This is a genomic window from Caulobacter sp. GW821-FHT10A10 (assembly GCF_059415745.1).
On sequence record NZ_JBWKNV010000005.1, the window covers coordinates 140810 to 167599 of the forward strand.

The window sequence follows — 26790 nt, forward strand, 5'->3', positions numbered from 1 at the left end:
CTAACTGAAGACGTTGAGCAGATCGCGGTAGCGATCGCTCCACACCATGGCGATGCCGCCCAGGGAAAGGGCGAGCAACGATAGACCCAGGATCACGCTGAGCGGCGAAGTGACGAAGAAGATCTGGAACTGCGGCATGACCCGCCCGACCAGGCCCGTCGCCAGGTTGAAGACGATCGAGAACACGATCACCGGGGCGGCCAGCTGCACGCCCAGGGTGAAGCTATGGGCCACGGTGCGCACGGCCAGGGCGGCGGCGTCGTTGACCGGCACGCTCTTGGTGAACGGGAAGAGGTCGTAGGACCGCGCCATCGCGGCGATGAACAGGTGATGCAGGTCGGTGGCCATGATCAGGGTCAGGCTCAGCATCGACAGGAAGGTGGCCACCGCCGTGCTCGACTGCACGCCCATCGGGTTGGTGGTCTGAGCGAAAGACAGCGTGGTCTGCATCGAGATGATCTCGCCCGCCGTGGTCATGGCGCTCATGAACATCTTCAGCACCGCGCCGATCATCAGGCCGATCAGGATCTCGTGGATCAGCTGGCCGGCCAGGCCGCCCACCGTGGTCGGCAGCGGGCCGACGCCCTTGGCGACCGTCGGGGTGATGACCAGGGCGATCAGCAGCGCCAGGGCTAGGCGAATACGCGGCGACACGGCCGTCTCGCCGATGCCGGGCATCAGCATGAGCATGGCCCCGATCCGGGCGAAGACCAGACCGGCGACATAGACCTGAGCGGTCGTCGCGAAGCTGTCCACGCCCCGCCCTTCCCTACATCGCCGCGATGCGGGCGGCGATCTGGCGCATGAAGCCCGACATCAGGGCTCCCATCAGCGGCAGGCACAGCAGCAGCGCGATGAAGATGGCGACGATCTTGGGCGCATAGACCAGGGTCTGCTCCTGGATCTGGGTCAGGGCCTGGAACAGGCCGATGGCCACCCCGACCACCAGGCCGACGATCAGCACCGGCGCGCACAGCTGCAAAGTCAGCCAGATCGCGTCGCGACCCACGTCGAGGACTTCGGCTCCGGTCATGAACGGGCTTTCTGCGGGCGCTCTGGACGGTTCTGGTACGGCCCGCACCATGGGCCGGACATGGTTAACAGGGAGTTAGGGACTGTTAACACGACGCCCTTTCCGGTCGTAAGCCGGGCGCGGCGCTTGGTCGCTGCGGGGTTGCCCGCACACCTGCGACATCCCGCCACACGGGTTTACTTAACGGCGCCTCGCGATAGTTGCTGGCGAAACTATCCGATCGCGTACAGAATGCATCCATCAGTTGGGGAACTGTCATGCAATCGGAAATCAAGCTGCGCTGGTGGCAGCGCCACCCGTTCGCCGGCCTGGCCATAGGCTGGGCCATCATCGCCTTCATCGGCGTCGACGTGCTGGGCTTCGTACTCGCGCGTTAAAGCGGCTAGCAGCGCCCTTCTCCCCTTGCAGAAGAAGGTGGCGGCCGAAGGCCGTCGGATGAGGGGTCTCCCAGACGCGAGACGCCTTCACCAGGCCTGACCGCTGCACGCGGCTTCAATTTCTGAGAGACCCCTCACCCGACCTCCCTCCGGGAGGCCACCCTCTCCCGCAAGGGGAGAGGGCTCCGCGATTCAACAATCGTGACCCGCGCCCAGCGGACGGCAGCGGCCGTCGATCGGGGTCGGCACCGGCACGCCGGTCACGCCGGCGATGGTCGGGGCGATGTCGACCGTCTCGATCGGCAGGATGCGTTCGCGGGCCTGCGCGCTCTTCCACCAGAACAGGATCGGCACGCGACGGTCGTAGTCCCAGGGCGTGCCGTGGGTGGCGACATAGGTCGCCGCCGCCGTGGCCGGCACCAGGTTCGGCTTGAAAGCCACCAGGATGTCGCCCGAGCGGCCCGGCCAGGCGCTGCGGCGCAGGCGCTCCTTGACGCTGATCGTGTCGGGCGGCGTGCCCTTGGCGACGGGCGGCGTGGTCAGCAGGTCGTTGATCTCATAGGCCTCGGCCACCTCGGGGCGGCCGCGCACCAGGGCGAGAGCCGCCGAGGCGACGCGGGCGCGTTCCGTGGCCGGCAGCACCTTCTTGTCGGCGCCGACGATCACCAGGGTGTCGATGCCGCCCGGCGCGATCACCGGGTCGAAGTCCAGCGATAGATCCTTGCGCAGCTGGGCGTTCAGGTCCTTCAGCCAGGCCGAGGTGGCGATGCGGCTGACGTCGTAGCCTTCGTCGTGCAGGCGCTCGGGGAAGTCCGAACCGCCGTGGTCGGCGCTCAGCACCACCAGCACCTCGCCCTTGGCCTTCTCGATGCGCTTGAGGAAGGTGTCCAGGCGCGCGTCCAGGCGGCTGAGGTGATCGCACATCTCCGGACCGCGCGTGCCGTAGCGGTGACCGATGAAGTCGGTGGCCGACAGGCTGACGGTCAGCACGTCGACCTGCGGGCCGTCGCCCAGGCCGAACTCGTCGCGCAGGGCGGCGGCGGCCTCCAGCGTCACGGCGTCGGTATAGGGGCTGGCGGCCAGGTCGCGCAGGGTCTCGGCCTCGTTGGTCGGCAGCGGCCGCGGCAGCTTGGCGTCCCAGGTGCGGTCGCCCGTGGTCCAGGTCTTCTCCAGCGCGGCGCAGGCCTTGTTCTCGTAGGTCCAGACGAAGGGCTTCTTCTTCTGCTCGGCGGCCAGGCGCGCGTTGATCGCCGCGACGGGCTTGAGCTTGGTCGCCGCATCCTCGCCCGGACGCACGAAGGTGTTGAAGCCGTAGCCGGCCTGGTACCAGAACGCGCCGTCGGCCTTGTGGCCGGCCATGGTGATCGCGCCGCGATCCTTGCCCGACACGCCATAGACGCGGCTGGCGGGCGACACGGCCTTCAGCCAGTCGCCATAGGTGCCGACCATCAGGTTCTTGTCGCTGACCGGGTCCTGGTCGGACGGGGCGGCCAGGGTCACCGACGCATCCAGCAGGCAGTAGGATTTCTTGCCGGTCTCGGGGTCGTACCAGTTGTTGCCGACGATGCCGGTGCGGTTGGGATAGGCGCCGGTGAGCAGGCTGGAGTGGCCCGGGCAGGTCTCGGTCATGCCGTGCGACTGGTAGCCGTTGGGATAGACCACGCCCTCGCGGCCCAGCTTGCCCAGGCCGCCCTTCCACTGGCCGCGCCACTGCTCGAATAGGTTGGCGCTGAACTGGTCGATGGAGATCACCACCACCAGCTTGGGATTGGGCTTCACCTGGTCTGCCGCCTGAGCGGGCACGGAAGCGAATAGGGCGACGCCGGCCAGCGCCGACAGCGCCGCCGTGGAGGTAAGCTTGCTCATGGCGCGCAACCTGCCCCATTCACAAAAGCGTCGCAAACGAAGCTTGGGCGGACAGCGTTCAGGGAATGTCGTCGCTCAATTCGCGCGCGACATCGGCCGGCGAGCGCTTGTCGCTGTCGCGATCGACGGCGTAGTTGGCCTGCCGCATGGCCTGCACCGACAGGCTGCCGGCCAGGTCGGCCGCCACCGCATTCAGGCGTGGATCGTCCGCCCGCCTGGGCGACACCAGCAGCACCGCGTCATAGGGCGGCAGCGCGCCCTTGGGGTCCTCCAGCACCACAAGGTCGTCGGCGGCGATCCGCCCGTCGCTGGAGAAGGCCGAGATCACATCGGCATCGCCCGAGGCCAGGGCGCGGTACATGAAGGTGGGCTGGAACTGCCGCCTGGCCTTGAACCTCAGGCCATAGGCCTTCTCGACCGCCTTCCATTCGGGCCGCGAGAAGAACTCCAGGTCGCCGCCCATGACCAGGTTCGGCGCCTTGGCGGCAAGGTCGGCCAGGCTCTTCACGCCCAGCTTTTCCGCCTGTCCACGCTTCATGGCGAAGGCGTAGGCGTTCTCGAAGCCCAACGGCGCGGCCAGCACCACGCCGTCGCGGCGCTTCAGCTCGGTCGTCAGCGCATCCAGCACCGCCTGCCGGCCAGGATTGTCGGTGCGGTGCAGGATATTGGCCCACAGGGTGCCGGTATAGTCGACATAGGCGTCGATCTCGCCGGCGGCCAGCGCCCGATAGGCCACGGCCGAGCCCAGATTGATCCGCCGCTCGACCCGCGCCCCCTGCCCTTCCAGCCGGCTCGCGATCAGCTCGGCCAGCACATATTGCTCGGAGAAGTTCTTGGCCCCGACCACATAGGCCTGCGGCCGCGGCGTCAGGGCCGGCGCGGCGATCGGCGCCAGGGCCGCGACGAGACCCAGACCGAGCGCCGCCAGCGCCCCGCCCCACAGCAGGGGCCGGCGCTGCTCGATCCCGCGCCCGACCAGGCCCAGCAGTTGGTCGACGACCAGGGCCAACGCCGCCGAGGCCGCGCAGCCGACCAGCACCATGTCCCAGGCCTCGGTCTGCAGGCCTGAGAAGATGTAGTCGCCCAGCGAGGTCTGGCCGACGGGCGTGGCCAGGGTCGCCCCGCCGATGGTCCAGACCGCCGCCGTCCGCACGCCCGCCAGGATCACCGGCGCGGCCAGCGGCAGCTCCACCCGCAGCAGGCTCTGGCGCGGCGTCATGCCCACGCCCCTTGCCGCTTCGGTCACCGCCGGATCGACGCCCGACAGCCCCGCCGCCGTGTTCCGCAGGATCGGCAGCATGGCGTAGAGCGCCAAGGCCAGCCACGCCGGCAGGAAGCCCAGGGCCGGGAACCCAAAGCCCAATGTGGCCTTTGTCAGGTTCGAAAGCAGAAGCAGCAGCGGATAGAACAGCGCCAGCAGCGCCAGGCTCGGCACGGTCTGCACCAGGCTCGCCGCGCCCAGCGTGATCCAGCGCAGCCCCGGCCGCCTGGCCGCCGCGAAGCCCAGTGGCAGGGCGACGGCGAGGCCCAGCAAAAGGGCGGCCGCCGACAGCGCCGCATGCCAGGCCAGGCGCTGGGGCAGAAGCGCGAGCAGTTCAACCATCCAGCAGCGCCCTCACCCGCTCGGCCTGGCGGCGCGGGGCGGCCATCAGGGCCTCGACACGCGGATCGGCGTGCCCGGCCATCAGGTCGCGCGGCACGGCGTCGGCGATGATCCGACCGCGCTCCAGCACCACCACCCGGTCGGCCAGTAGCAGGGCCTCGGCCACGTCGTGGGTGACCATCACCGTGGTCAGCCCCAGAGTTTCATGCAACCGCCGCACGTCGTCGCCCAGGGCGCTGCGGGTGATCGGGTCCAGCGCCCCGAAAGGCTCGTCCATCAGCAGGATCGAGGGCCGCCCGGCCAGCGCCCGGGCCACCCCCACCCGCTGCCTCTGCCCGCCCGACAGCGCCGAGGGCCTGCGCCCCGCCACGGCGCGCGGCAGGTCCACCAGGTCGAGCAGTTCGTCCACCCGCGCGGCGATCTCGTCTTTCTTCCAGCCCAGCAGGTCGGGAACCACGCCGATGTTCTCGGCGACGCTCATGTGCGGAAAGAGGCCGATCTCCTGGAAGACGTAGCCGATCCGCCGCCGCAGGGCCGAACCGTCCAACGCGCCAACCGCCTGTCCGTCCACCCGCACCACGCCCGTCGTCGGCGTCGCCAGGGCGTTGATGGTCTTCAGCAGCGTGGTCTTGCCCGCCCCCGATCCGCCGACCAGGGCCACGAACTGGCCCTTGACGATCGACAGGTCCACGGCCTCCAGCGCCACGGCGTCGCCGCGCGTCTTGCCGACCTGTTCGAGGACGATGGCGGGGACTGGAGCGGGGCTCATGCCCCCTCACCTTCCGCGCTAGCGGCCGCTGCGACAAGCCGTCCCGCTTGCACCAGGCCAAATCAGTCGCGTTAATACGGGTTAACGGGGGCTGATCAGGAGCAGAACAATGGCCACGGCCCTATCCATGCCCGGTTTCAAGGCCCGCAAGCGCCGCAAGGTCGTCCAGCGCCGCCTGCGCGTCGCCGTCGCCCTGATGCTGCTGGCCAACCTCGCCGTCTGGGCCGGCGTCATCGCCGCCCTGCGCGGGATCGACGTGGCGGCGCTGCTGCCGCCGCTGCAAATCCCTCTCTCATAGAGAGAGGGAGGGGCCCGCGCCGCAAGGCGTGGGAGGGTGAGAGGTTTCACCGCTCACCGGAAAATCTCAGATCTTGAAAACGACGGCGCTCGATGCGCTAGGGTTCTCGGAAGTCACGCGACGAACAGGCCCGGCCTGCGTCGAACTTCCACGCCTCTCACGGCGCCTCATCCGGAAAGAGTGTAACCTCTCACCCTCCCACCGCTTCGCGGCGGGCCCCTCCCTCTCTCTTAGAGAGAGGGAATTACCCTTAAATCGACATCCGCATGATCTCTTGATAGGCCGAGATCACCTGGTCGCGGATCGAGATCACGGTCTCCAGGCTGGCTTCGGCCGACGAGATGGCGGTGACGACGTCGATCATCTCGGCCTTGCCGGCGGCCTGCTGGGCGATCTTGTGCTCGGCCTGGCGCGACGACTGCACCGTGTCGGTCATCGCCGACTTCAGCATGTCGCCGAAGTCCATCTTCTTGGGTTCGCTGGAGCTCTTGCCCAGCGACAGCGGCGTCGAACCGGTGGCGGCGTAGGCCTTGGAAGCGGCGAGCGCGGTGATCATCGCCTAGCTCCCTACTTCTTCAGGATGTCGAGCGTGCGCGACTGCATGCTGCGCGCGGTCTCGATCACGTTGAGGTTGGCCTCGTAGGCGCGCTGCGCCTCCTTCATGTCCAGCGCCTCGACCAGGGTGTCGACGTTGGGCAGCTTGACGTAGCCCTTGGCGTCGGCGGCCGGGTTGCCGGGATCGTACTCGGTCTTGAACGCGCTCTCGTCACCGTCGACGCGGATCATGTTGACGCCCTCGGCGCCCTCGACCTTGGTCGGGCGGAACACCGGCACCTGGCGGCGGTAGGGGTCGCCGCCGGCCGTGCGGGCCGTCGAGTTCGCGTTGGCGATGTTCTCGGCGATGATGCGCATACGGCCCTGCTGGGCCTTCAGCGCGCTGGCCGCCACGGCCATCGCCGCCGTCGACTGGGATCGAATTTCAGCCATCTAGCGCGTCCTCAACCGTTGGGCTTGCGCGAGGCGGTGCGGAGCATCGCCAGCGAGCGCTGATAGAAGGAAACCGCCGCGTCGTAGTTCATGCGCGCATCGGTCATCTTGAGCATCTGGTCCTCGAGGCTCACGGAATTGCCGTCGAGGGTGGTCTCGCTGTCGGCGCCCGTCGGCGAACGCCACGGCGTGGCCGTCGTGGCCGGCGCCATGTGGCCGCTGCTGGTCGCCAGCATCTTCACCGGCCCGACCGGCGCCGCGCCGCCGCCGCGATAGGACGAGCCCGTCGCCTGGGCGTCGAGCGAAGCCTGGAAGGTGTAGGCCTTCAGGTCCCGCGGCTGGTAGCCGGGGGTGTCGGCGTTGGCCACGTTCTGGGCGACGACCTTCTGCCGCTCGTTCAGATAGCCGAGCCGGCTCTTGAGCATCGCGAAGAGGGGAATGTCGTCGGGACCCATGCGGATCATGGTGAAGAAACAGGGTTAATTCGGCATTAATACCCGTAGGGCACACCAGGGATGCGGCGCCTCGCCGCGCCCTTTCTCTTCTTGGAATCCTGTCCGCGCGCCATGGACGTCTTTCTGCTCATCCGCGCCGTCGCCGCGCTGGCCGTCACGCTGGGCCTCATCGGCCTGGCCGCCGTGGCCCTGCGCCGATTCGGTCCCGACACCCTGAACCGCCTGGTTTCCAAGCGCCGCGAGCGCCGCCTGCAGGTGGTCGAGACCCTGGTGCTCGACCCCGCCCGGCGCCTGGTGCTGTGCCGCATGGACGGCGAGGAGCGCCTGGTGCTGCTGGGCGACGGTCGCCTGCTGGACTGGACGCCCGCCGGCGCCCCCGCCCCTTCTCCTGCGCCTTCCACCACCGAGACCCCCGCCCAGCCGGAGCCCGTGGCCTGATGAGCCTGCTCAAGTCCCTCACCGGCGCCCACCCGCAGGACCTGCGCCGCGCCGCGGTCATCGCCGTGCTGGCCGCCTTCGCCACCACGCTGGGTCCGTCCTTCGCCATGGCCCAGTCGGCGGTCAATGTGAACCTGGGCACCGGCGCCGGCCTCACCGAGCGCGTCGTCCAGCTGGTCGGCCTGCTGACCGTGCTGTCCCTGGCCCCGTCGATCGTCATCATGACGACCTCGTTCGTCCGCATCGTCGTGGTGCTGGGCCTGCTGCGCACGGCGATCGGCGTGCAGCAGAGCCCGCCCAACCCGGTGATCATCAGCCTGGCGCTGTTCCTGACCGCCATCGTCATGGGCCCGACCTTCGAGCAGTCCTACGACGCCGGCGTCAAACCCCTGCTCGACAAGCAGATGGAGCTGCCCGAGGCCTTCGAGGCGGCCGGCGGCCCGGTGAAGACCTTCATGCTGCGCCAGGTCGACGAGGACGATCTGGCCCTGTTCATCCGCCTCTCCAAGATCGAGAAGCCCAAGACCGCCCAGGAAACCCCGCTGAAGGTGGTCACCCCGGCCTTCATGATCTCGGAACTGAAGCGCGCCTTCGAGATCGGCTTCCTGCTGTTCATCCCGTTCCTGGTCATCGACCTGGTCGTCGCCAGCGTGCTGATGAGCATGGGCATGATGATGCTGCCGCCCGCCACGGTCAGCCTGCCGTTCAAGCTGATCTTCTTCGTGCTAGTGGATGGCTGGCGACTCGTCTGCGGCAGCCTGGTGGAAAGCTTCCAGCGCGGCGCCGGCGGCGGCTGACGCTATACTCTTCAAAGACAAGAACAGAAGACCAAGACCGATGGGCGTTTTCGTACTGGGCTCGATCAATCTGGACGCCGTGGCGCGGGTCGACGACCTGCCGCGGCCGGGCGAGACGGTGGCCGGCCTGTCGCTGGAGCTGTTCCTCGGCGGCAAGGGCGCCAACCAGGCCGTCGCCGCCGCCCGCATGGGCGCGCCCACCCGCCTGATGGGCGCGGTCGGCAAGGACGACAGCGGCTCCAGCCTGAAGGCCAAGCTGGCCGGCTACGGCGTGCAGGTGGCCGACGTCGTCGAGCTGTCGGGCGCCCCCACCGGCCAGGCCCACGTCTGGGTGTCCAACAGCGGCGAGAACATGATCGTCGTCACCGGCGGCGCCAACATGATGATCACGCCCCAGCAGGTGGCCGCCACCCCGCTGGAGGGCCAGCGCGTGCTGCTGGCCCAGTTGGAGACCCCGGCCGCCGCCATCGAGGCCCTGTTCAAGGCCGGCGCGGCCAAGGGCGGCCTGCGGGTGCTGAACGCCGCCCCCGCCCTGCCCCAGGGCGCGGCCCTGTTCCCGCTGACCGACATTCTCATCCTCAACCAGACCGAACTGGCCACCTACGCCCGCCTCGACCATGAGCCGGCCAAGCTCGAAGAGGTCTCCAAGGCCGCCCGCAAGCTGATGAGCCGCCCGGACCAGACGATCATCGTCACCCTGGGCTCGGCCGGCGTCGCCGCCGTGCGTCGCGACGAGGCCTTCCTGGTCGAGGGCCGCAAGGTCAAGGCCGTCGACACCGTCGGCGCCGGCGACTGCTTCTGCGGCGCCCTGGCCGCGGGCCTGTCGGCCAATCTCGACCTGCGCGAGGCCGTTGAACAGGCCAACGCCGCCGCCGCCCTGTCGGTGCAGAAGCCAGGCGCCGCCCCCTCGATGCCGGGCAAGCGCGAAGTCGAGCAGTTCCTGGAGGGCTGAGGCCCTCCAGCGTCCTCAGTCCGCGAAGAACTCCACGATCGCCCGGGCGAAGGCCGGGTTAGCCACCGCCGAGCGATGATCGCCGCCGACCAGCAGCGACCGCGCGCCGGGGATGGCTTCGGCCAGCCGTTCGGGATGCACCGCCAGCGGATCGTCGTCGCCGGCGATCACCAGGGTCGGGGCGGTGATCGCATCCAGGGCGATCGGCTTGGCGTGGACGACGCTGGCCTGGGCCGCCAGGGCTTTCCGATCAGCGCCGATGGCGTCGGCGAACAGCCGGAAGGGCACGGCGGCCGGATGGCAGATGGTCGAGGGATCCTCGGTCAGCAACGCCTCGACGATGGCGTCGCTGGGCACATGGCGGGTGTCGACCCCGCCGGTGGCGACCACGCCCTCGCCCACCCCGCCGGTCACCAGCCGGTGCACGCGCGGCTCCTGGCTGGCGCAGATCAGGGACACGATCGCCCCCATCGAATAGCCGGCCAGGTCGATGGCGGCCGCGCCCAGATGGTCGATCAGCTCGGAGACGTCGCGGGCCATCCGCGCCTCGCCGTAGAAGACGGGATCATGCGGCTTGTCCGAGGCGCCGTGACCGCGCGCGTCGATCGCGATGACCTTGCGCCCCGCCGCGACCAGGGCGTCTACGACGCCCGGTCCCTTCCAGTTGATCAGGCCGCTGGCCGAAAAGCCGTGGTGCAGCACCACCGGCGGCCGCGCCTCGTCCTCGCCCCAGACCAGATAGGCGATCGACAGGCCGTCGGAGGTCGTGAAGCTGGGCATGCGATCCACCGTAATTCAAACGAACGTTTCGATTGCTAGCGCGACAGAGCGGCGGGCGCAACTTGAGGTCAAGCTTGGTGGCATGGGTCCAGATGTCGCGAGGAGCCCCCTCCCCCACCGAGCATCCCCGCGAAGGCGGGGATCCAAGCGGACTTTCAGGGTGAAGAACGGCCGTGGATCATCCGCGGGCTCGGCTTGGATCCCCGCCTTCGCGGGGGAGAACGGAGTCAGGGAAGGCCGGGTGGTGAAGTTAGCCGATCAGGCCGCGCGGATGCCGCTGAACGAGCCTTCGGCCTGGGCGCCGACGACGGCGTCGTAGCCCAGGATCATGTCGACGTCCTTGCCGTTGCTGGCCAGCGGCAGGCGCAGCCACAGGATCGAGACGTGCGGCGCGCCGCGCCAGGCCAGGCTGTGCACGCCCACGCCCGGACGACGCTCGTCGACCACCTTGTCCAGCTCCTTGCGCCAGTAGTCGGCGGCGGCGGTGTTGTAGACCTCGTCCAGCTTGCGGCCGGTGATCTCGCGGCCATAGACGCCGTAGAGGCCGGTGCCGGCCAGGCGCAGGCGATAGTCGCGCGGCTCGCGCACCACGTCGGTCAGGCTGACGGTCGGAAGCAGGCGCTTGATGCCGGAAGGTTGAAGATCGACACGCGCAGGCAGGTTCGCCCCACGGCGCAGGGACGCCCAGTATGCGAACATTTCCTGATGAGCGCGCGCCGCCGTGGCGGATGCGCTCAATTGCGCGGACATCTTCAGAGTCCTTAACAAGTCTTTGGAATCACGGTGATTCACCGCTCATTCACTATGTCTTAAGCACCGAATCGGCGGAAGCGAAAAATCGCGTTCGCCAACAAAGATTCTGCTGGCGAGTCAATCTGGAAGCACAACGCCCGGCCGCTGGAGCAGCGACCGGGCGTCTGGGTTCAGCCTTAGCTTAACCACAAGCGATTGATTGATTTAGGGTAAATGAACGCTCAGACTCACCCCTTGCGGGCGCCGCGGGTCCCTCGCCCGGTCTGACCCAGGCCCATCTGCCGGGCCAGCTCCGAACGCGCCTTGGCGTAGTTCGGCGCAACCATCGGGTAGTCCGATGGCAACCCCCACTTCTCACGGTAGTCCTCGGGGCTCAGGTCGTACTGCGTGCGCAGGTGCCGCTTCAGCGACTTGAAGCGCCGGCCGTCCTCCAGGCAGACGATGTAGTCGGGCGTCACCGAGCGCCGCACCGGCACCGCCGGCTCCTTCGGCTCGGGCGCGGCCGCCTCCGGCGCGCCGACCGCCGACAGGGCGGCGTGCACGCTGCGGATCAGGGCCGGCATCTCGGCCGTCGGCACCGCATTGCCGCCCACGAAGGCGGCGACGATGCTCGCGGTCAGCTCGACCAAGGGGATGTCTTCTTCCATGGCGCTCTCCCGTTCTCTCTGTTTTCTTTTATTCGACGCGCGCCGCCTCACACGCGAAGTCCACATATGGATAAGCTTGCCAGTAAAACTGGGCAATAGCTGAATCCATGGAATATTGACTGACGGATAGCCGACATATGCCGCATGACAACTCAAGGTCGTGAGTTGAAATTTGCATTTTCCGTACTATTGACTGAACATGTTCAACCAACTTGACCGGCCGGACTAGTACTGCGTCGCTTTCTCAAGGACAAAACCCTCCCCTTGCCGGACGGGGTGGCCTGAAAGGCAGGGAAACGCCCCCTCTTTCCGTAAAATCCCCGCGAAAGCGAGGACCCAGGCTTTTTGAGCCCTTCCCCCTTGATGGGGGAAGGGTTGGGATGGGGGTGACGCTGCGGCTCCGCCTGCACAGCCCATGCAGGACCAACCGCCGCAGCCACCCCAACCCCGGCCCTTCCCCAATCAAGGGGAAGGGAGAAGAAAGGGGGTGACGAGGATCGAGCGCCCTCAATCCCCGTCGCGCCCGAACCAAACCCCAACCAATCCAACCCCTTGCAACTTTCTCAGCGCTCTGGATCAGACGCGCTCAAACCCGCTGCATAATCAACGGGTCTCGCCGCACCGAAGGGGCGCGCGGCCAGCGACCATGCGGCGGCGGGATGCGATCGAGCGGGACTGGGGCGGATTGGGAAGATCCGTCGCGTCCGGGGACCTGGCGCTGGCCTGGCCCGCCCGCCGTCGGCTTGGGCGAGGACTACAGAGCGTCCCTCTCCTCGTCGCCGCCTGACAGGGAAACCTCGAAGGCGGTCCTGGTAAGGCGTTAAGAGCGCCGCCGCCCGGGAAGCCGGCAGCCAAACGACCGCGCGAAGCGCACGGGCTTCGTCGAAACGGTAACAACACAAAGCACCTCCGGGCGTCGCCCGGGCGCTCCGCTCTCCTTCACAGCTCAGCGGTCCACCGCGTGAGCGCGAGAAGCCATGCGCTCAAGGAACCTCCCCCTCTGGGGGAGGCGGCCGAAGGCCGGTGGGGGCGTTTTCAGCTTTCGAGGTGTTGGCCGGTATCCCACCAACTCCCCCCACCGATCGCTGCGCGATCGCCTCCCCCAGAGGGGGAGGTTCCTTGAGGGGAGAAGGAAGCCCCCCCCTACCGCCCGAAGTCCCGCGACAGGGCCAGCATCGCCGCCCGTTGCGGCACCGAATATTCGTCGATGGCGTCGGTGTCGCCGTCGCGGATGGCCTTCAGCAGGGCCGGGGTCAGGGCCGAGGAGAGCGACCAGTTCCAGTAGCGCAGCACCGTCTGGGCGCGGTCGACGGCGATGGCGTCGAATACGCCGAGCACCCGCTCCAGCCCCGGCGAAGGCCCGCCGTTGGCGTCGGTCTCGGGCCGGCGCAGGCCGCGCCACAGGGCCCGCACCGCCGCGCGCGGCAGGCCGGTGGCCTTGCACAGGATGGCGATCGGCTCGCCGCCCGGGTCGGTGAAGATCTTGGCCCCGGTCATCGGCTTGAGGCCGGCCAGGTACGAGACCTCCTCGGCCGTCTCGCGGGTCAGGCCGTTCTGGGCGGCGGCGACGGCGTCTTCCAGGCTGTCGAACGGGCTCTTGGCGATGGCGGCGCGGTTGCGCTGGCGGCGCTCGATGAACTGCAGCGCCTTTCTCGACAGCGGGTCCTGCCAGCCCTCCTCCGAGGCCACGGCGAAGACGTCGCCGACGGCGTCCTGCAGGATCTCGCGCGAGACGGCGAAGCGCTGGAGGATCGTGCGCCGCGCCTCGGCGTCGGCCCACCAGAACATCACATAGGCGTGGCTGGGCCGCAGTTCGGCGCGCTTGAGCAGCAGGGCGATCAGGCCCGGATTGTCGCGCGTCATGGCCACGACGTTCTCGACGCCCTGGTGGCTGAAGCGGGCCAGGTCGTTGCGCAGCAAGGCCTCGACCACCGGGATCTCGCCCATGTCGACCAGGGCGTCGGCCACCACCTCGCCCACCCCGCGGCGGATGGCGATCAGCCGGCGGTGCTCCTGGCTGGCGTGATACAGGCAGTCGATCAGGTCGGCGTCCGACAGGTTGGGCGAGTTCTCCAGCAGCGCCCGGGCCACCATCACCTCGTCGCGCAGCAGCAGCCGCACCAGGGATCCCGGCATGTCGCTCAGCGTGGCCAGACGCCGGGCGACCTTTTCGCGCTCCTCGACCACCGCCTCGCGCAGCATCTCGACCAGCAGGTCGGCGCACATGGCGCGCTCGAAATTGTTGATCCGGCTGGCCGGCAGGCAGACCACGTCGGCCAGCCGCTTGAGCAGCGCGGCGCGCGACTTGGGCGGAACGGCGATCGGCTTGGCGAAGGGCGAAATCGGGTCGGTCATGATCTTCCTGGCGGCGAAGCCCCCATCGCCGGATTCGAAACTAGACGGGAAACGTCTTTAACTTCGAATAAGCGCCAAGGATTCTCCCGCCAGGAGAATTTGCGGCCTTACAGCCCTCTCCGCCAGAGCTTCAGCGAAATTGTCGCGGCTCCCATTCCGGCCAGATGTCGGGCAGGTCGGTCGAGACGCGGTTGGGATAGGCCGGCGGGCGCTTCTCCAGGAACGAGGTCACCCCCTCCTTGGCGTCGCCCGAGGCGCCGCGCGACTGGATGGCCCGACTGTCGGCCTTGTGGGCTTCCATCGGATGGTCGGCCCCGGCCATGCGCCACAACAGCTGGCGGGTCAGAGCCACCGAGACCGGGGCGGTATTGTCGGCGATCTCGCGGGCCAGGGCCTTGGCGGCCGGCAGCAGGTCCTCGGGCGCGTGCAGCGAGCGCACGAAGCCACGCTCCTTGGCCTCCGAGGCCGGGAACACCCGGCCGGTGTAGCACCACTCCAGCGCCGTCTGCATCCCGACCAACCTGGGCAGGAACCACGATGAGCAGGCCTCCGGCGTGATGCCCCGCCGCGCGAACACGAAGCCGAACTTGGCGTCCTCGCTGGCCAGGCGGATGTCCATGGCCAGCTGCATGGTCGCCCCGACGCCGACAGCCGCGCCGTTCACGGCGGCGATCACCGGCTTGAGGCTGTCATAGATCCGCAGGGTCACCCGGCCGCCGCCGTCGCGATAGACGTCGCCGACCTTGCCCTCCTCGCGCTCCAGGGCTTGCGGAGACGTGCGGTCGAAGGTGGCCCCGCCGCTCGACAGGTCGGCCCCGGCGCAGAACGCCCGGCCCGCGCCGGTTACGATCACCACCTTCACCGCGTCGTCGGCGTCGGTGATGTCGAAGACCTCGATCATCTCCTTCATCATCCGGGCGGTGAAGGCGTTCAGCTTCTCGGGCCGGTTCAGGGTGATCGTCGCGATCCCGTCCTCGACGGCATAGAGCAGGGTCTCGAAGGTCGGCTGCGACATGGGCGGGGCTCCCTGAGCGATCTCTTTTCAAACGATCGTATGGCGCATCAGCAAGAACGCACAACCCCTCCCCCTCGATGGGGGAGGGGCAGGGGTGGGGGTGAATACGGCGTCGGATGCCGCGCACGGCCGCCAGCTCAGCAGGTCACCCCCATCCCCGGCCCTTCCCCCATCAAGGGGGAAGGGAGCTCTCAAGCCCGCCGCACGCCCAGCTTGCTGATCGCATGCACGAAATTGTTGGCCGCGACCTCCATGCTCCCCGTCCACTCCAGGTCGGGGAACCGCGCCAGGATCTGGCGATAGGCCTCCTCCAGCTGGATCTGCGCCACGCGCTTGCCCAGGCAGGTGTGCGGACCGTAGCCGAAGGCCACGTGCTTGCCGGCGTTGGGCCGGGTCACGTCCAAGCGATCAGGATCGGCGAAAACCGCCGGGTCGCGGTTGGCCGAGCCGTAGTACATGACCACCTTCTCGCCCTCGCGGATCGGCTGGCCGGCCACCTCGACGTCGCGCGTCGCCGTGCGGCGCATGTAGATCACCGGGCTGACCATGCGGATGAACTCGTCCACCGCGCCCGGCAGCAGCGACGCATCCTCGATCAGCCGCTGCTTCTGCTCGGGAAACTCGGTCAGCAGCTTCATCGCGCCCGACAGCGTATTGCGCGTCGTATCGTTGCCGGCGAACACGATCAGCAGCCACGAGCCGTCCAGATACTCGTCGGCCAGGAAGTCGCCGTCCACCTGGGCGCGGGCGATGGCGGTCATCAGATCCTGCTTCGGATCCTCCCGGCGCTTGAGCAGCATGGTGCGGCCGTAGTCGAACATCTCCTCGATGTTCTCGTTGAAGTCGGCCACGAACTGCATCAGCTCCAGCGTCGGGGTGATCGGCGCCATGGCCTGCTGCACGGCCAGGTCCTGAGCCCGCTCCAGATAGTGCATCCAGCGCAGGAACTTGCCGCGATCCTCGGCCGGCACGCCCAGGATCTCGCACAGGGTGAACAGCGGCAGGATCGACGAGAAATGCTCGACCATGTCGACCTCGGCGCCGCCGGCCAGCAGCGGCTCCATCTCGTCGAGCAGGCGCGTGACCTCGCCCCTCACCTTCTCGGTCAGGCCGCGCAGATAGCCGGCGGTGAAATAGGGCATGTGCTCGCGGCGCAGCTGCAGGTGATGCGGCGCGTCGAGATTGATCATGGTGTCCATGGTCGCCCGAAACAGCAGGGCGTGGCGCTTGTCGGGCGGCCCCATCGACATCAGGATCCCGCCCTTCTGCGAGGAGAAGGTCTCGGGGTCGCCGTTCACCCGCATGACGTCCTCGTGGCGGGTGACGGCCCAGAAGCCCGGCCCGCCGAACGGCTCGGCGTGCCACATGACCGGCGCCTCGTTCCGCATCCGCGCGAAGTCGGCGAAGGGCTGGCCCTTGGTGAAACGGAAGATGTCGGCGAGGTCGACGCCGTCGAGGGTCGGATAGGTCGGCGCGGCGGCCGGTCCCGGCCGCCCGTCCACCGCCGTCTGGCTGATCAGTTCCATGCGCGCCTCCCGCTGAACGTCGTTCTCTTGCGGCACGATCACCCAGGATGACGTCGCCGCCAACGGCGCCCCTACGGCAACTTGCGCGACAGTTCGAGCTTGAAGCATGCTCCAGATGAACGCCGATCACGCGGGCAACACGCGGACGGCGACAGGGAGAGAAACGGCCGCCCCCGCCTCCGCGGGCATGGCCCAGGAGGTCGCATGCATCCGAGCGTCCACGCCCTTGCCCAGCCCGACAAGCCCGCCTTCGTGATGGCCGGCTCGGGCGAGACGGTGACCTACAAAGAACTCGACGACCGCTCGAACCAGGGGGCGCAGCTCTTCCGGTCGATGGGGCTTGGGGTCGGCGACGTCGTGGCCATCCTGCTCGACAACCATCCGCGCTACCTGGAGATCGCCTGGGCGGCCCAACGCGCGGGGCTCTACTTCACTTGCGTCTCGACCAAGCTGACCGCGCCCGAGGTCGAGTACATCGTCAAGGACTGCGGGGCCAAGGCGCTGATCGCCGGGCCGGCGCTGGACGCGGTCGCGCAAAGCCTCGCGCCGCTGATCCCGGGCGTCGCCCTGCTGCGGGTCGACGGCGCCCTCGCCCCCTATGGCGATTTCGACGCCGCCCGCGCGGCCATGCCGGCCACGCCGGTCGCCGACGAGACCTCGGGCTCGGACATGCTCTATTCGTCGGGCACCACGGGACGACCCAAGGGCGTCAAGCCAGCCCTGAACGGCGCGCCGATCGACGCGCCCACGGCCCTGCAGATGATGGCCCAGCACCTCTTCAAGCTGGACGGCGACAGCGTCTATCTCTCGCCCGCCCCGCTCTATCACGCCGCCCCGCTGCGCTGGTGCATGAGCGTGCACAAGCTGGGCGGCACGGTCGTGGTGATGGAGAAGTTCGATCCCGAGACGGCCCTCACCCTGATCGAAAAGCACCGCGCCACCTGCGGCCAGTTCGTGCCGACCCACTTCGTGCGGATGCTGAAGCTGCCGGAGGCCGTGCGGACGAAGTACGACGTCTCCAGCATGAAGTCGGCGATCCATGCCGCCGCGCCCTGCCCGATCCCGGTCAAGGAACAGATGATCGGCTGGTGGGGTCCGGTGATCTACGAGTACTACGCCGGCACCGAGGGCAACGGCTTCTGCTGGATAGACAGCGGCAACTGGCTGGAGCGGCGCGGCTCGGTGGGCCAGGCGGCGCTGGGCGAACTGCGCATCTGCGACGAGGCCGGCGATCCCCTGCCCGCCCGCGCCGAGGGCGTGGTCTATTTCGCCAACGGCCCGGCCGTGACCTATCACAACGCCCCGGAGAAGACGGCCGAGAGCTACAACAAGCACGGCTGGACCACGCTGGGCGACGTCGGCTGGGCCGACGAGGACGGCTATCTCTACCTGACCGACCGCAAGAGCTTCATGATCATCTCCGGCGGGGTGAACATCTATCCGCAGGAGATCGAGAACCTCCTGATCACCCACCCCAGGGTCGCCGACGCCGCCGTGGTCGGCGGCCCCGACGAGGAGATGGGCGAGAAGGTCGTGGCCGTGATCCAGCCGCTGGACTGGTCCGACGCCGGCCCGGACCTGGCCGCCGAACTCCTGGCCTTCGCCCGCGACAACCTCAGCCACGTGAAGGCCCCGCGCCAGATCGACTTCGTGCGCGAACTGCCCAGGCATCCGACCGGCAAGCTCTACAAGCGGCTGGTGCGGGACGCCTACTGGGGCAAGGGCGAGGGGCGGATCGTGTGATGGAAAGTTATACGCAGATTTTCAAATTGCGTATAACTTAGGCCCATGATCGAGCGCCTGCCTCTTTCGGCCCACACCAGCTACGCCGAGCTGATGGAGCGCCTGCGCCTGGGCCGGGTCGGCGAATATCCCGCCGGCTCGTCGTTCGTATCCAAGACCGTGAAGGGCCGGATCTACTGGTACGTCCAGATGCCGACGGGCGGCGCCCAGAGCCGACGGCAGGTCTATATCGGCCCCGACAGCGACGAACTGCGCGAGCGCATCGCACGACACGGCGAGCACCGCGCCGACCAGGATGATCGCCGCAGGCTCGTCGCGGCGATCATCGCTTCGGGCGCTCCCCGCCCCGACCGTACCAGCGCGGAGATCATCCACGCGCTGGCGGCGGCGGGCGCATTCCGCCTGCGCGCCCTGCTGATCGGCACGGTCGCGTTCCAAACCTATGCCGCGCATCTCAGCGTCCGGTTGCCGATCACCAGTCTGGCGACCATGGATCTCGACATCGCCCAGGACTTCGGCATCGCGTCGAACCTGGACGACACCCTCGATCGTCCCCTTCTCGAAATCCTGAGAGAACTTGATCCTCGCTTCGCGCCGGTGAGCTACGCCTTCGACGCCAGCCGCACCACGAGCTATTCCCTCGGCGAACGCTATCGACTGGATGTCCTGACCACCAATCGAGGCGCGCCGCGGGACGAGCCCTCGTACCTGCCGACCTTGGGCAGTGACGCCGTTCCGCTGCCCTTCATGGATTTTCTGCTGCGCGATCCCGTCGAGACCGCCGTGCTCCATGGCGGCGGCGTACTCGTCAACGCGCCTTCGCCGGCCCGCTATGCGGTTCACAAGCTGATCGTCAGCCGCGATCGCAAGGTCAATCCCGAGAAGGGATTGAAGGACCGCCTGCAGTCGATCCAGCTGATCCGCGCCCTCGCCGAGGACGACCCCTACGCCCTGCGCGACGCCTATGCCGAGGCGCGCGGGCGGGGCGAGGCCTGGCGGACGCTGCTTGACGAAGCTGTCGGCCTGCTGCCCGACGACGCGCGGGCGACGCTCGAAGGCTTGTGACCCGGGCCGCCTCGTGATCTCTTCCAAACAAACGTTTGGGAGAACGCCGCATGAAAGAGATCGCCTTCGCCGACATCGCCAGCCTGGTCGGCCAGGAGGTCGGGGTGTCCGACTGGGTCGAGATCAGCCAGGAGCGGGTCAACCAGTTCGCCGAGGCCACCGGCGACCACCAGTGGATCCACGTAGACGTCGAGCGGGCCACCCGCGAGATCGGCGGACCGATCGCCCACGGCTATCTCACCCTGTCGCTGATCCCGATGCTGGGCGCGGGCATACTGCACGTCACCGGCGTGACCCGCGGCATCAACTATGGCTGCGACAAGGTGCGGTTCACCGGCATGGTGCGCGTCGGCAAGCGGGTGCGGATGCGCCAGAAGCTGGTTTCGGTCGAGCCCAAGGCCGGCGGCCTGCAGCTGAAGAACGAATGCACCATCGAGATCGAGGGCGAGGAGCGCCCGGCCTGCGTGGCCGAGACCATCTCGATCATCTACGGCGCATAAGGCTTTCTAGCGAGGAACCTCCCCCTGTGGGGGAAGCGATCGCGTAGCGATCGGTGGGGGGTGTCTACGAAACCGGCCGCCTCTGCGGCAGCTGAAAACGCCCCCCCCTCCGGCCCTTTGGGCCACCTCCCCCAGAGGGGGAGGATCTCAAAGAAAGGCCCCGGGATCACTCCCGGGGCCTTCTTCATTCGGCTTCGGCCAAGCCTAGTGCTTGATCGCGTCGCCGATCTTGTCCTGGGCCTTGCCGACCTTGTTCTGGACGTCGCCCTTGACCTTCTGGGCCGCGCCTTCGGCTTCCAGGCGCTCGTTGTCCGTGGCCTTGCCGACCGCTTCCTTCACCGCGCCCACGCCCTTGTCGACAGCGCCTTCAACACGATTGGTGCTCATGGCTTGCTCCTAGTTGGAATTGAACTCCCCATCCGAACGGGAGCCCCGGAGCAAAGGTTCCTAGCGTGACCAGAGCGGCTCAGCGGTTGTAGCCGGTCACCGACACGGCCTGAACGGCGACCACGCCTTGGGCCGCCCCAGGCGGCGGTGTCGCCGGCGGGACCTGGACGACGGCCTGGGTGGCGGGCTTGGCCGGCGCGGCCTGGATCACCGGCGGACCGGCGGCCTTGTCGAGCAGGGCCACGGTCTCGCGGATGTACTTGGCGTGGGTGACGATGCCGATCTCGAGGCGCTCGCCCGACAGCTCGACCTGCTGGGTCAGCATGCCGGCCACGAACTGCACTTCCTGGCTTTCGGTCGAGCCCGGCCGGCGGCGCGCGCCCTCGGCCATGAACACCGGTCCCCCAGAATTGCCGGGGAACACCGAGAAATCCATCAGGAAGGTCGGGAACACGCTGGCCGGGGCCAATGGGTACGACGCCACCCGGCCCGAGCGCAGGATCGGAAAACCCGCGGTGTTGGCCGACAGGCCGCGCGGGAAGCCCAGGGCCATCATCTCGTCGCCGGGACCCAGGCTGTACTTGTTGAAGGTGTCGTCCTGGGCCAGCCAGGCCAGCGGTATGGCGGCCTTGGCGAATTCCGACGGAGCCTCGACCTCGATGGCGGCGACGTCGCGGCTGGGATGCTTGATCCACAGCGGATGGTCGCCGTCTCGGATCTTCAGGGTGCGGGGGTCGTAGCGCCAGACGCCGTCCGTCCCCTGCACGCGATAGCCGATCTTGGCCGAGACCGAGGGCATCTTGTCGAACACGTGGGCGGCGGTGACCAGGATGGTGCGCGGACGCCCCTCGGGCGTCGGGTCCTCGATGAGGAAACCGGTGCCGACCGTGCGCGAGCCGTCGGCGAGCGGCTGCTCGAGCTGCACCGTCGCCTGGATCAGATCGACCGACAGGTCCCACGCCATGAACGCCTCGTCTCCGATTCAACCTTTGACGCCGTAAGAGTTTGACCAGAGGCGCCCGCCGCAACAAGTTGGCGTTCTGACGCATCCGAGGGGGAATCTGTCCATGAACCGGCGCGAAATGATGACGAGCGCTGCAGCCGTCGCCGCCGCCTCCTCCGCCGTCCTGATCCCCGGGAGTTCCATGTCCGCCACCGCCAAGCCCGTTCCGCCCGTCGCCAAGAAGGTCCCCAAGCGCATCGAGCAGCTGGGGCGCGTGCGGGTCGATGACTACGCCTGGATGAAGGACGACAACTGGCAGAAGGTGTTGCGCGACCCCAGCCTGATCAAGGCCGAGGTCAAGGAGCACCTCACCGCCGAGAACGCCTACGTCAAGGCGATGCTGGCCCCCACCGAGGACCTGCAGAAGGCGATGTTCGAGGAGATGAAGGGCCGCATCAAGGAGGACGACTCCTCGGTCCCCGCCCCCGACGGCCCGTTTGACTACTATTCGCGCTTCGCCATCGGCGGCCAGCATCCGATCTATGCACGCCGCCCCCGTGGCAAGACCGAGGGCGAGGAGGTGCTGCTCGACAGCGACGCCCTGGCCAAGGGCAAGGCCTACAGCCAGGTGGCGGCCGCCGAGCACAGCCCCGACCACAAGCTGTTCGCCTATGCCGAGGACGCGCAAGGCTCGGAAGTCTTCAAGATCTACGTCAAGGACCTGGCCACGGGCCAGGTGCTGGCCGAGCCGGTCGAGAGCAGCACCGGCGACTTCACCTTCTCGCCCGACAGCCAATGGCTGTTCTGGACCCACCGCGACGACAACGGCCGTTCCGACAAGATCTACCGCCGCCCTGCCCGCGGCGGCCTGAAGGACGACGTGCTGGTCTATGACGAGCCCGACGACGGCTTCTTCGTCAGCGTCAGCGTCACGGGCTCGGACGCCTTCATCGTCATCAGCGCCGGCGACCACGAGACGTCGGAGACCCTGCTGATCCCGGCCGGCGACGTCGCCGCCAAGCCGAAAGCCGTCGAGCCCCGCACGCCCGGTCTGCGCTATTCGGTCGAGCACTGGGACGGCAAGTTCATCATCCTGACGAACGCCGACGACGCCATCGACTTCAAGCTGGTCGAGGCCCCGGTCGACAATCCGGGCCGCGCCAACTGGAAGGACTTCGTGGCCCACAAGCCGGGGACCTTCATCACTGGTCACGCCGCCTACAAGGAGCACCTGGTCCGGGTCGAGCGGGTCAACGCCAACACCCGCATCGTCATCACCGACCGCGCCAGCAAGGCCGAGAAGCCGATCGTCGTCGACGAGCAGGCCTATGTGTTGAGCGTCGAGGGCGGCTACGAGTTCGACACCCCGACCCTGCGCTACGTCTACCAGTCGCCGACCACGCCCCGGCAGTGGTTCGACTACGACATGCGCACCGGCGACAAGGCGCTGCGCAAGACCCAGGAGATTCCCTCGGGCCACGATCCGTCCAAGTACGTGACCAAGCGCCTCTATGCGAAGGCGCCCGACGGCGCAGAGGTGCCGGTCACCGTGCTGATGAAGAAGGACGTCAAGCTCGACGGCAAGGCGCCGCTGCTGCTCTACGGCTACGGCAGCTACGGCATGTCGATGGATCCGTCGTTCTCGATCCGCAATTTCAGCTTGGTCGACCGCGGCTGGATCTGGGCCATCGCCCATGTGCGCGGCGGCTCGGAAAAGGGCTACGGCTGGTTCCTGGACGGCAAGAAGTTCAAGAAGAAGAACACCTTCACCGACTTCATCGCCAGCGCCGAGCACCTGCACGCGACCGGCTACGGCGCGGCGGGCCGCACGGTCGCCTACGGCGGCTCGGCCGGCGGCATGCTGATGGGCGCGATCACCAACCTGCGGCCCGACCTGTGGGCCGGGATCATCGGGGCGGTGCCGTTCGTCGACGTGCTCAACACCATGAGCGACACCTCCCTGCCCCTGACCCCGCCGGAATGGCCCGAATGGGGCAATCCGCTGGAGGACAAGGAGGCCTACGACTACATCGCCAGCTATTCGCCGTACGACAACGTCACCGCCAAGCCCTATCCGGCCGTGCTGGCCACCGGCGGCCTGTCGGACCCGCGCGTCACCTATTGGGAGCCCGAGAAGTGGGCGGCCAAGCTGCGCGAGCACACGACCAGCGGCGACCCGATCCTGCTGAAGATCAACATGGAGGCCGGTCACGGCGGCGCCTCGGGCCGCTTCGACTTCCTCAAGGAGATCGCGCTCGACTACGCCTTCGCGGTGTGGGCGATCGACAAGGGCTGGAAGGCTTAGGGCCTTCCCCCCCTCCGGGCCACCTCCCCCAAAGGGGGAGGATTTGATTGCGTAGATGCTCCCCCTCTGGGGGAGCTGTCGGCGAAGCCGACTGAGGGGGTCTTCCCACATGTCCGAACTTATTATCCGCCCCTCCACCGACGCCGACGTGCCGGCGATCACGGCCATCTACGGCTGGAACGTGCTCAACGGCCTGGGCACCTTCGAAGAGGTTCCGCCCGACGAGGCCGAGATGGCCCGCCGGCGCGCGACCTTCCTCGATCGCGGCCTGCCCTATCTGGTCGCCGAGCAGGACGGAAAGGTGCTGGGCTACGCCTATGCCGGCCCGTTCCGACTGCGGGCCGCCTATCGCTACACCGTCGAGGACAGCATCTATGTCGCCCCCGACGCGGCCGGAAAGGGCGCCGGCAAGGCGCTGCTGAAGGCCCTGATCGAGATCTGCCAGGGCCTGGGCCTGCGCCAGATCTGCGCGGTGATCGGTGACAGCGGCAACGCCGCCTCGATCGGCGTGCACGCCTCGCTGGGTTTCGAGCACAAGGGCGTCTTCCCCGCCATGGGCTACAAGTTCGGCCGCTGGGTGGACCTGGTCTGGATGCAGCTGCCCCTGAACGGCGGCGGCGACACGCCTCCGGACGCGCCGGGACTGTCGCTGAGCGGGGTGTGACATTGCGGGATGGTTGCGCCGCGTCGCGACCATCCCTAGTTTCCCGCCCATGCGCGGGCTTCGCCTCCTTCTTCTGGCCTTGATCGCGGTGGCTTTCGCCGCCGGCGGGATCATGCGCGCCGCGCCGGCCCAGGCCTCGGCCATGCCCACCTGCCACGAGATGGCGATGGACGGCATGGACATGGGCGCCATGGACGGGGAAGCCGCCGAGCACGCTCCCGCCGACAAGGACGCCGACCACAAGTCCAAGCCCGGCGCCATGGCGACCAGCTGCTGCGTCGGCTGCCTGCCGGCCGGCCAGCGCGTCGCCTCTGGAGAGCTCGCCTCGCGAACGGCCGGCCCTGTTGAGTTCTCCGTCCTCAGCCAGTCGCTCGACGGCCTGGAGGCCGCGCCGGAGCCCCGCCCTCCGCGCGCCTGATCGCAAGACCGCGCGCCGAAGCAGGCGCGCTTTCGCAAAACGTCTTACGATCACAGTTCCCAAGAAAGGCAGTCCCATGACCGCCCTCTCCTTCCGCGCGCGGCTGCTGGCCGGCGCGTGCACGATCGCGAGCCTGACGCTCGCCACCGCCGCCTTCGCCCAGGATCATCAGGATCACACCGGCCACGCCATGCCGGCCTCTCCGACCACCGAGCCCCAGGCGACGGCCCCGCAGACGGCTCCTACCGCGCCCGAGGCCAGCGACCCGCACGCGGGCCACATGGCCATGCCCGAAGCCGACATGCCCATGGACCATGGAGCCATGGACCACGGGACCATGGATGACGACGGAGCCATGGCCTCGATGACCATGGTCAGTCCGCTGGGCGCCTATTCCATGACCCGTGACGCCGGCGGCACCGCCTGGCAGCCCGACGCCACGCCGAACTTCGGGATCATGAAGCACAGCGGCGAATGGATGCTGATGGGCCACGCCCTGCTGAACGGCGTCTATGTCGACCAGGGCGGACCGCGCGGCGGCTCCAAGGCCTTCGCGGCCGGCATGTTCATGGGCATGGCCCAGCGCCAGCTCGGCCCTGGCATGCTGGGCTTCAAGGCCATGGTCAGCCCCGACCCGTTCATGGGCAAGAGCGGCTATCCGCTGCTGATGGCCGTGGGCGAGACGGCCGACGGCGAGCATGCGCTGGTCGACCGCCAGCATCCGCACGATCTCTTCATGGAGCTGTCGGCCAGCTACAGCCTCAGCGTCGGCGAAAAGTCCGACGTCTTTATCTATGGCGGCCTGCCTGGTTCGCCCGCCTACGGTCCGCCGGCCTTCATGCACCGGGCCTCGTCGATGGACAGCCCCGAAGCGCCGATCAGCCACCACTGGTTCGACTCGACGCACATCACGTTCGGCGTGGTCACGGCCGGGTTCTCGCACGACGCCTGGAAGATCGAGACCAGCGCCTTCCGTGGCCGCGAGCCCGACCAGAAGCGCTACGACATCGAGACCGGCGAGCTGGACAGCGTCTCGGCCCGCCTGTCGTACAATCCGACGCCCAACTGGGCGCTGCAGACCAGCTGGGCCAAGATCAACAGCCCCGAGGCGCTGGATCCGGACAAGGACGAGGCCCGCGCCTCGGCCAGCGCGCTCTATGCGCGGCCCCTGGGCAAGGAAGGCTCGATCAACGCCACCCTGGCCTGGTCGCGCAAGGACCGGATCCCGGGCGACGCCCTGCAGGCCTGGCTAGCCGAAGCCTCGGTGAAGCCGAACGATCGCTGGACGATCTTCGCCCGCGCCGAGCAGGTGGAGCAGGACGAGCTGGCCGACCATCACGGCTCGCACTCGGGCGAGGCCTATACGGTGCGCCGCGTGTCGCTGGGCGCGATCCGCGACTTCCAGATCGCAGAGAGCGTGAAGTTCGGGATCGGCGGGCTGGTCAGCGCCTACGATGCGCCCGAAGCCCTGGGCTATGACGACCCGATGGGCGGCATGGCCTTCGTCCGGCTGCGGATCGGGTAGGTAGAAAGAAGAAAGCCCCGCCGGTGACGGCGGGGCTTTCGTTTTCTCGGGTCTCTGAAAGACCGAAGGATCAGGCCTTGCGGGCGCGAGCCTTGCCGGGGGCCTTGGCCTTGCGGCCGCCTTGACCCAGGCCGAGGGCCTTGGCCATGGCCGAGCGGGCTTCGCTGTAGGCCGGGGCGGTCGTCGGGTAGTCGGCCGGCAGGCCCCACTTCGACTTGTATTCGGCCACGGTCATGCCGTGGGTGGTCAGGTGACGCTTCAGGGTCTTGTACGGCTTGCCGTCTTCGAAGCTGATCAGGGCGTCCGGCGTGATGCTCTTGCGGATCTGGGCCGGAGTAGCCTTGGTAACGGTTTCGGCGACCGGGGCTTCCGGCGAGCCAATTCCGGCCAGCGCGTCGTGCGTCGCCCGGATCAACGCAGGCAGGTCAGAGACCGAAGTCGTGTTGTTGGCCACATAGTTGGCCACGATTTCGGCGGTCAGCTCGATCAGGGTCGCTTTGTCTTCCACGGCGTCACTCCACAATGACTTTAAATTCGGAAATACACCCGCCCTACGGAATTACAAGTACACAAATACGCGGCAGCGCTG

At 68.1% G+C, this 26790-nt stretch carries 27 protein-coding genes and 1 pseudogene; 11 read left to right on the forward strand and 17 right to left on the reverse strand.

Annotation, left to right across the window (positions count from 1 at the left end; translation table 11 throughout):
* The 5 genes from fliR to AC07NS_RS14990 all read right to left on the reverse strand — a co-directional run bounded on the left by fliR (position 1) and on the right by AC07NS_RS14990 (position 5648).
* Positions 1 to 756: a flagellar biosynthetic protein FliR gene (fliR, locus tag AC07NS_RS14970; protein WP_494604449.1), complete on the reverse strand. Its 756-nt coding sequence runs from the start codon at positions 754 to 756 to the stop codon at positions 1 to 3.
* Positions 757 to 769: 13 nt separating this feature from the next.
* A complete protein-coding gene (gene fliQ / locus AC07NS_RS14975) occupies positions 770 to 1033 on the reverse strand; it encodes a flagellar biosynthesis protein FliQ (protein ID WP_110120873.1) in 264 nt (87 codons plus the stop codon).
* A 569-nt stretch (positions 1034 to 1602) separates the two neighbouring features.
* Positions 1603 to 3276, reverse strand: a complete 1674-nt coding sequence (locus AC07NS_RS14980) for an alkaline phosphatase family protein (protein WP_494604451.1) — start codon at positions 3274 to 3276, stop codon at positions 1603 to 1605.
* Between the two features lie 58 nt (positions 3277 to 3334).
* The gene (locus AC07NS_RS14985; protein WP_494604453.1) at positions 3335 to 4879 is read right to left on the reverse strand and encodes a glycine betaine ABC transporter substrate-binding protein; all 1545 of its coding nucleotides are present in this window, start codon (positions 4877 to 4879) and stop codon (positions 3335 to 3337) included.
* Entirely contained in the window at positions 4872 to 5648 is a 777-nt protein-coding gene (locus tag AC07NS_RS14990; protein WP_494604454.1) for an ATP-binding cassette domain-containing protein, read from the reverse strand. The genes AC07NS_RS14985 and AC07NS_RS14990 overlap by 8 nt, the downstream gene beginning before the upstream one ends.
* Before the next feature lie 109 nt (positions 5649 to 5757).
* On the opposite strand from AC07NS_RS14990, the gene AC07NS_RS14995 reads away from it, so the two are divergent.
* Positions 5758 to 5946: a hypothetical protein gene (locus tag AC07NS_RS14995; RefSeq protein ID WP_494604456.1), complete on the forward strand. Its 189-nt coding sequence runs from the start codon at positions 5758 to 5760 to the stop codon at positions 5944 to 5946.
* Between the two features lie 250 nt (positions 5947 to 6196).
* Here the strand turns inward: AC07NS_RS14995 and fliE are convergent, their stop codons facing one another.
* From fliE to flgB, 3 genes are read right to left on the reverse strand one after another with little or no spacing between them, the layout of a single operon-like run.
* Positions 6197 to 6502, reverse strand: a complete 306-nt coding sequence (gene fliE, locus AC07NS_RS15000; RefSeq protein WP_110120875.1) for a flagellar hook-basal body complex protein FliE — start codon at positions 6500 to 6502, stop codon at positions 6197 to 6199.
* An 11-nt stretch (positions 6503 to 6513) separates the two neighbouring features.
* Entirely contained in the window at positions 6514 to 6933 is a 420-nt protein-coding gene (gene flgC / locus AC07NS_RS15005; protein ID WP_110120876.1) for a flagellar basal body rod protein FlgC, read from the reverse strand.
* Between the two features lie 11 nt (positions 6934 to 6944).
* Positions 6945 to 7388 (reverse strand): flagellar basal body rod protein FlgB, encoded by a 444-nt coding sequence (gene flgB, locus AC07NS_RS15010; protein WP_110120883.1) that lies wholly within the window; start codon positions 7386 to 7388, stop codon positions 6945 to 6947.
* A 111-nt stretch (positions 7389 to 7499) separates the two neighbouring features.
* Here flgB and AC07NS_RS15015 point away from each other — a divergent pair, with 111 nt between their 5' ends.
* From AC07NS_RS15015 to AC07NS_RS15025, 3 genes are read left to right on the forward strand one after another with little or no spacing between them, the layout of a single operon-like run.
* The gene (locus AC07NS_RS15015; RefSeq protein ID WP_494604457.1) at positions 7500 to 7826 is read left to right on the forward strand and encodes a flagellar biosynthetic protein FliO; all 327 of its coding nucleotides are present in this window, start codon (positions 7500 to 7502) and stop codon (positions 7824 to 7826) included.
* Positions 7826 to 8623 (forward strand): flagellar type III secretion system pore protein FliP, encoded by a 798-nt coding sequence (gene fliP, locus AC07NS_RS15020; protein WP_494604458.1) that lies wholly within the window; start codon positions 7826 to 7828, stop codon positions 8621 to 8623. Before AC07NS_RS15015 ends, fliP begins: the two co-directional genes overlap by 1 nt.
* A 40-nt stretch (positions 8624 to 8663) precedes the next feature.
* Complete coding sequence (locus AC07NS_RS15025; protein ID WP_487287681.1) at positions 8664 to 9575, forward strand: ribokinase; 912 nt, start codon at positions 8664 to 8666, stop codon at positions 9573 to 9575.
* Between the two features lie 15 nt (positions 9576 to 9590).
* On the opposite strand, the gene AC07NS_RS15030 is transcribed toward AC07NS_RS15025, so the two are convergent.
* The 6 genes from AC07NS_RS15030 to AC07NS_RS15055 form a co-directional block, all read right to left on the reverse strand.
* Positions 9591 to 10355, reverse strand: a complete 765-nt coding sequence (locus tag AC07NS_RS15030; protein ID WP_494604460.1) for an alpha/beta fold hydrolase — start codon at positions 10353 to 10355, stop codon at positions 9591 to 9593.
* A gap of 258 nt (positions 10356 to 10613) precedes the next feature.
* Complete coding sequence (gene mopJ / locus AC07NS_RS15035; RefSeq protein ID WP_110120885.1) at positions 10614 to 11111, reverse strand: motility/cell cycle regulatory protein MopJ; 498 nt, start codon at positions 11109 to 11111, stop codon at positions 10614 to 10616.
* A 224-nt stretch (positions 11112 to 11335) separates the two neighbouring features.
* On the reverse strand, positions 11336 to 11755 hold the full coding sequence (locus AC07NS_RS15040; protein WP_110120882.1) for a Ros/MucR family transcriptional regulator: 420 nt from the start codon (positions 11753 to 11755) through the stop codon (positions 11336 to 11338).
* A gap of 1143 nt (positions 11756 to 12898) precedes the next feature.
* Positions 12899 to 14110: a DUF2336 domain-containing protein gene (locus AC07NS_RS15045; RefSeq protein WP_494604462.1), complete on the reverse strand. Its 1212-nt coding sequence runs from the start codon at positions 14108 to 14110 to the stop codon at positions 12899 to 12901.
* Between the two features lie 130 nt (positions 14111 to 14240).
* The gene (locus AC07NS_RS15050; protein WP_494604464.1) at positions 14241 to 15125 is read right to left on the reverse strand and encodes a crotonase/enoyl-CoA hydratase family protein; all 885 of its coding nucleotides are present in this window, start codon (positions 15123 to 15125) and stop codon (positions 14241 to 14243) included.
* A 191-nt stretch (positions 15126 to 15316) separates the two neighbouring features.
* Entirely contained in the window at positions 15317 to 16651 is a 1335-nt protein-coding gene (locus AC07NS_RS15055) for a cytochrome P450 (protein ID WP_494604465.1), read from the reverse strand.
* A 204-nt stretch (positions 16652 to 16855) separates the two neighbouring features.
* On the opposite strand from AC07NS_RS15055, the gene AC07NS_RS15060 reads away from it, so the two are divergent.
* From AC07NS_RS15060 to AC07NS_RS15070, 3 genes are read left to right on the forward strand one after another with little or no spacing between them, the layout of a single operon-like run.
* A complete protein-coding gene (locus AC07NS_RS15060; RefSeq protein WP_494604467.1) occupies positions 16856 to 18394 on the forward strand; it encodes an acyl-CoA synthetase in 1539 nt (512 codons plus the stop codon).
* Between the two features lie 45 nt (positions 18395 to 18439).
* Entirely contained in the window at positions 18440 to 19459 is a 1020-nt protein-coding gene (locus AC07NS_RS15065; RefSeq protein ID WP_494604469.1) for a nucleotidyltransferase family protein, read from the forward strand.
* A 50-nt stretch (positions 19460 to 19509) separates the two neighbouring features.
* Positions 19510 to 19959, forward strand: coding sequence for a MaoC family dehydratase (locus AC07NS_RS15070; RefSeq protein WP_494604471.1), 450 nt, complete (start codon positions 19510 to 19512; stop codon positions 19957 to 19959).
* Positions 19960 to 20143: 184 nt separating this feature from the next.
* Here AC07NS_RS15070 and AC07NS_RS15075 read toward each other — a convergent pair.
* Positions 20144 to 20346, reverse strand: a pseudogene (locus AC07NS_RS15075) (CsbD family protein).
* 79 nt (positions 20347 to 20425) lie between these two features.
* Entirely contained in the window at positions 20426 to 21310 is an 885-nt protein-coding gene (locus tag AC07NS_RS15080) for a trypsin-like serine peptidase (protein ID WP_494604473.1), read from the reverse strand.
* 103 nt (positions 21311 to 21413) lie between these two features.
* On the opposite strand from AC07NS_RS15080, the gene AC07NS_RS15085 reads away from it, so the two are divergent.
* The 4 genes from AC07NS_RS15085 (at position 21414) to AC07NS_RS15100 (ending at position 26201) form a co-directional block, all read left to right on the forward strand.
* A complete protein-coding gene (locus AC07NS_RS15085) occupies positions 21414 to 23594 on the forward strand; it encodes a S9 family peptidase (protein WP_494604475.1) in 2181 nt (726 codons plus the stop codon).
* Positions 23595 to 23703: 109 nt separating this feature from the next.
* Positions 23704 to 24258, forward strand: a complete 555-nt coding sequence (locus AC07NS_RS15090; RefSeq protein ID WP_494604476.1) for a GNAT family N-acetyltransferase — start codon at positions 23704 to 23706, stop codon at positions 24256 to 24258.
* 49 nt (positions 24259 to 24307) lie between these two features.
* A complete protein-coding gene (locus AC07NS_RS15095) occupies positions 24308 to 24676 on the forward strand; it encodes a hypothetical protein (RefSeq protein ID WP_494604480.1) in 369 nt (122 codons plus the stop codon).
* 76 nt (positions 24677 to 24752) lie between these two features.
* Positions 24753 to 26201 carry a hypothetical protein gene (locus tag AC07NS_RS15100; RefSeq protein WP_494604482.1) on the forward strand — a complete coding sequence of 483 codons (1449 nt, stop codon included), beginning with the start codon at positions 24753 to 24755 and terminating at the stop codon, positions 26199 to 26201.
* 70 nt (positions 26202 to 26271) lie between these two features.
* On the opposite strand, the gene AC07NS_RS15105 is transcribed toward AC07NS_RS15100, so the two are convergent.
* Positions 26272 to 26709, reverse strand: coding sequence for a Ros/MucR family transcriptional regulator (locus AC07NS_RS15105; protein ID WP_110120897.1), 438 nt, complete (start codon positions 26707 to 26709; stop codon positions 26272 to 26274).
* Positions 26710 to 26790: the final 81 nt, after the last annotated feature.

What these genes read in the sequence shown, in the direction of transcription:
- fliQ (WP_110120873.1), bottom strand. Translation starts at nt 1,033, where the DNA reads ATGACCGGAGCCGAAGTCCTCGACGTGGGTCGCGACGCGATCTGGCTG.
- AC07NS_RS14980 (WP_494604451.1), bottom strand. Translation starts at nt 3,276, where the DNA reads ATGAGCAAGCTTACCTCCACGGCGGCGCTGTCGGCGCTGGCCGGCGTC.
- AC07NS_RS14985 (WP_494604453.1), bottom strand. Translation starts at nt 4,879, where the DNA reads ATGGTTGAACTGCTCGCGCTTCTGCCCCAGCGCCTGGCCTGGCATGCG.
- AC07NS_RS14990 (WP_494604454.1), bottom strand. Translation starts at nt 5,648, where the DNA reads ATGAGCCCCGCTCCAGTCCCCGCCATCGTCCTCGAACAGGTCGGCAAG.
- AC07NS_RS14995 (WP_494604456.1), top strand. Translation starts at nt 5,758, where the DNA reads ATGGCCACGGCCCTATCCATGCCCGGTTTCAAGGCCCGCAAGCGCCGC.
- fliE (WP_110120875.1), bottom strand. Translation starts at nt 6,502, where the DNA reads ATGATCACCGCGCTCGCCGCTTCCAAGGCCTACGCCGCCACCGGTTCG.
- flgC (WP_110120876.1), bottom strand. Translation starts at nt 6,933, where the DNA reads ATGGCTGAAATTCGATCCCAGTCGACGGCGGCGATGGCCGTGGCGGCC.
- flgB (WP_110120883.1), bottom strand. Translation starts at nt 7,388, where the DNA reads ATGGGTCCCGACGACATTCCCCTCTTCGCGATGCTCAAGAGCCGGCTC.
- AC07NS_RS15015 (WP_494604457.1), top strand. Translation starts at nt 7,500, where the DNA reads ATGGACGTCTTTCTGCTCATCCGCGCCGTCGCCGCGCTGGCCGTCACG.
- fliP (WP_494604458.1), top strand. Translation starts at nt 7,826, where the DNA reads ATGAGCCTGCTCAAGTCCCTCACCGGCGCCCACCCGCAGGACCTGCGC.
- AC07NS_RS15025 (WP_487287681.1), top strand. Translation starts at nt 8,664, where the DNA reads ATGGGCGTTTTCGTACTGGGCTCGATCAATCTGGACGCCGTGGCGCGG.
- AC07NS_RS15030 (WP_494604460.1), bottom strand. Translation starts at nt 10,355, where the DNA reads ATGCCCAGCTTCACGACCTCCGACGGCCTGTCGATCGCCTATCTGGTC.
- AC07NS_RS15040 (WP_110120882.1), bottom strand. Translation starts at nt 11,755, where the DNA reads ATGGAAGAAGACATCCCCTTGGTCGAGCTGACCGCGAGCATCGTCGCC.
- AC07NS_RS15045 (WP_494604462.1), bottom strand. Translation starts at nt 14,110, where the DNA reads ATGACCGACCCGATTTCGCCCTTCGCCAAGCCGATCGCCGTTCCGCCC.
- AC07NS_RS15050 (WP_494604464.1), bottom strand. Translation starts at nt 15,125, where the DNA reads ATGTCGCAGCCGACCTTCGAGACCCTGCTCTATGCCGTCGAGGACGGG.
- AC07NS_RS15055 (WP_494604465.1), bottom strand. Translation starts at nt 16,651, where the DNA reads ATGGAACTGATCAGCCAGACGGCGGTGGACGGGCGGCCGGGACCGGCC.
- AC07NS_RS15060 (WP_494604467.1), top strand. Translation starts at nt 16,856, where the DNA reads ATGCATCCGAGCGTCCACGCCCTTGCCCAGCCCGACAAGCCCGCCTTC.
- AC07NS_RS15065 (WP_494604469.1), top strand. Translation starts at nt 18,440, where the DNA reads ATGATCGAGCGCCTGCCTCTTTCGGCCCACACCAGCTACGCCGAGCTG.
- AC07NS_RS15070 (WP_494604471.1), top strand. Translation starts at nt 19,510, where the DNA reads ATGAAAGAGATCGCCTTCGCCGACATCGCCAGCCTGGTCGGCCAGGAG.
- AC07NS_RS15080 (WP_494604473.1), bottom strand. Translation starts at nt 21,310, where the DNA reads ATGGCGTGGGACCTGTCGGTCGATCTGATCCAGGCGACGGTGCAGCTC.
- AC07NS_RS15085 (WP_494604475.1), top strand. Translation starts at nt 21,414, where the DNA reads ATGAACCGGCGCGAAATGATGACGAGCGCTGCAGCCGTCGCCGCCGCC.
- AC07NS_RS15090 (WP_494604476.1), top strand. Translation starts at nt 23,704, where the DNA reads ATGTCCGAACTTATTATCCGCCCCTCCACCGACGCCGACGTGCCGGCG.
- AC07NS_RS15095 (WP_494604480.1), top strand. Translation starts at nt 24,308, where the DNA reads ATGCGCGGGCTTCGCCTCCTTCTTCTGGCCTTGATCGCGGTGGCTTTC.
- AC07NS_RS15100 (WP_494604482.1), top strand. Translation starts at nt 24,753, where the DNA reads ATGACCGCCCTCTCCTTCCGCGCGCGGCTGCTGGCCGGCGCGTGCACG.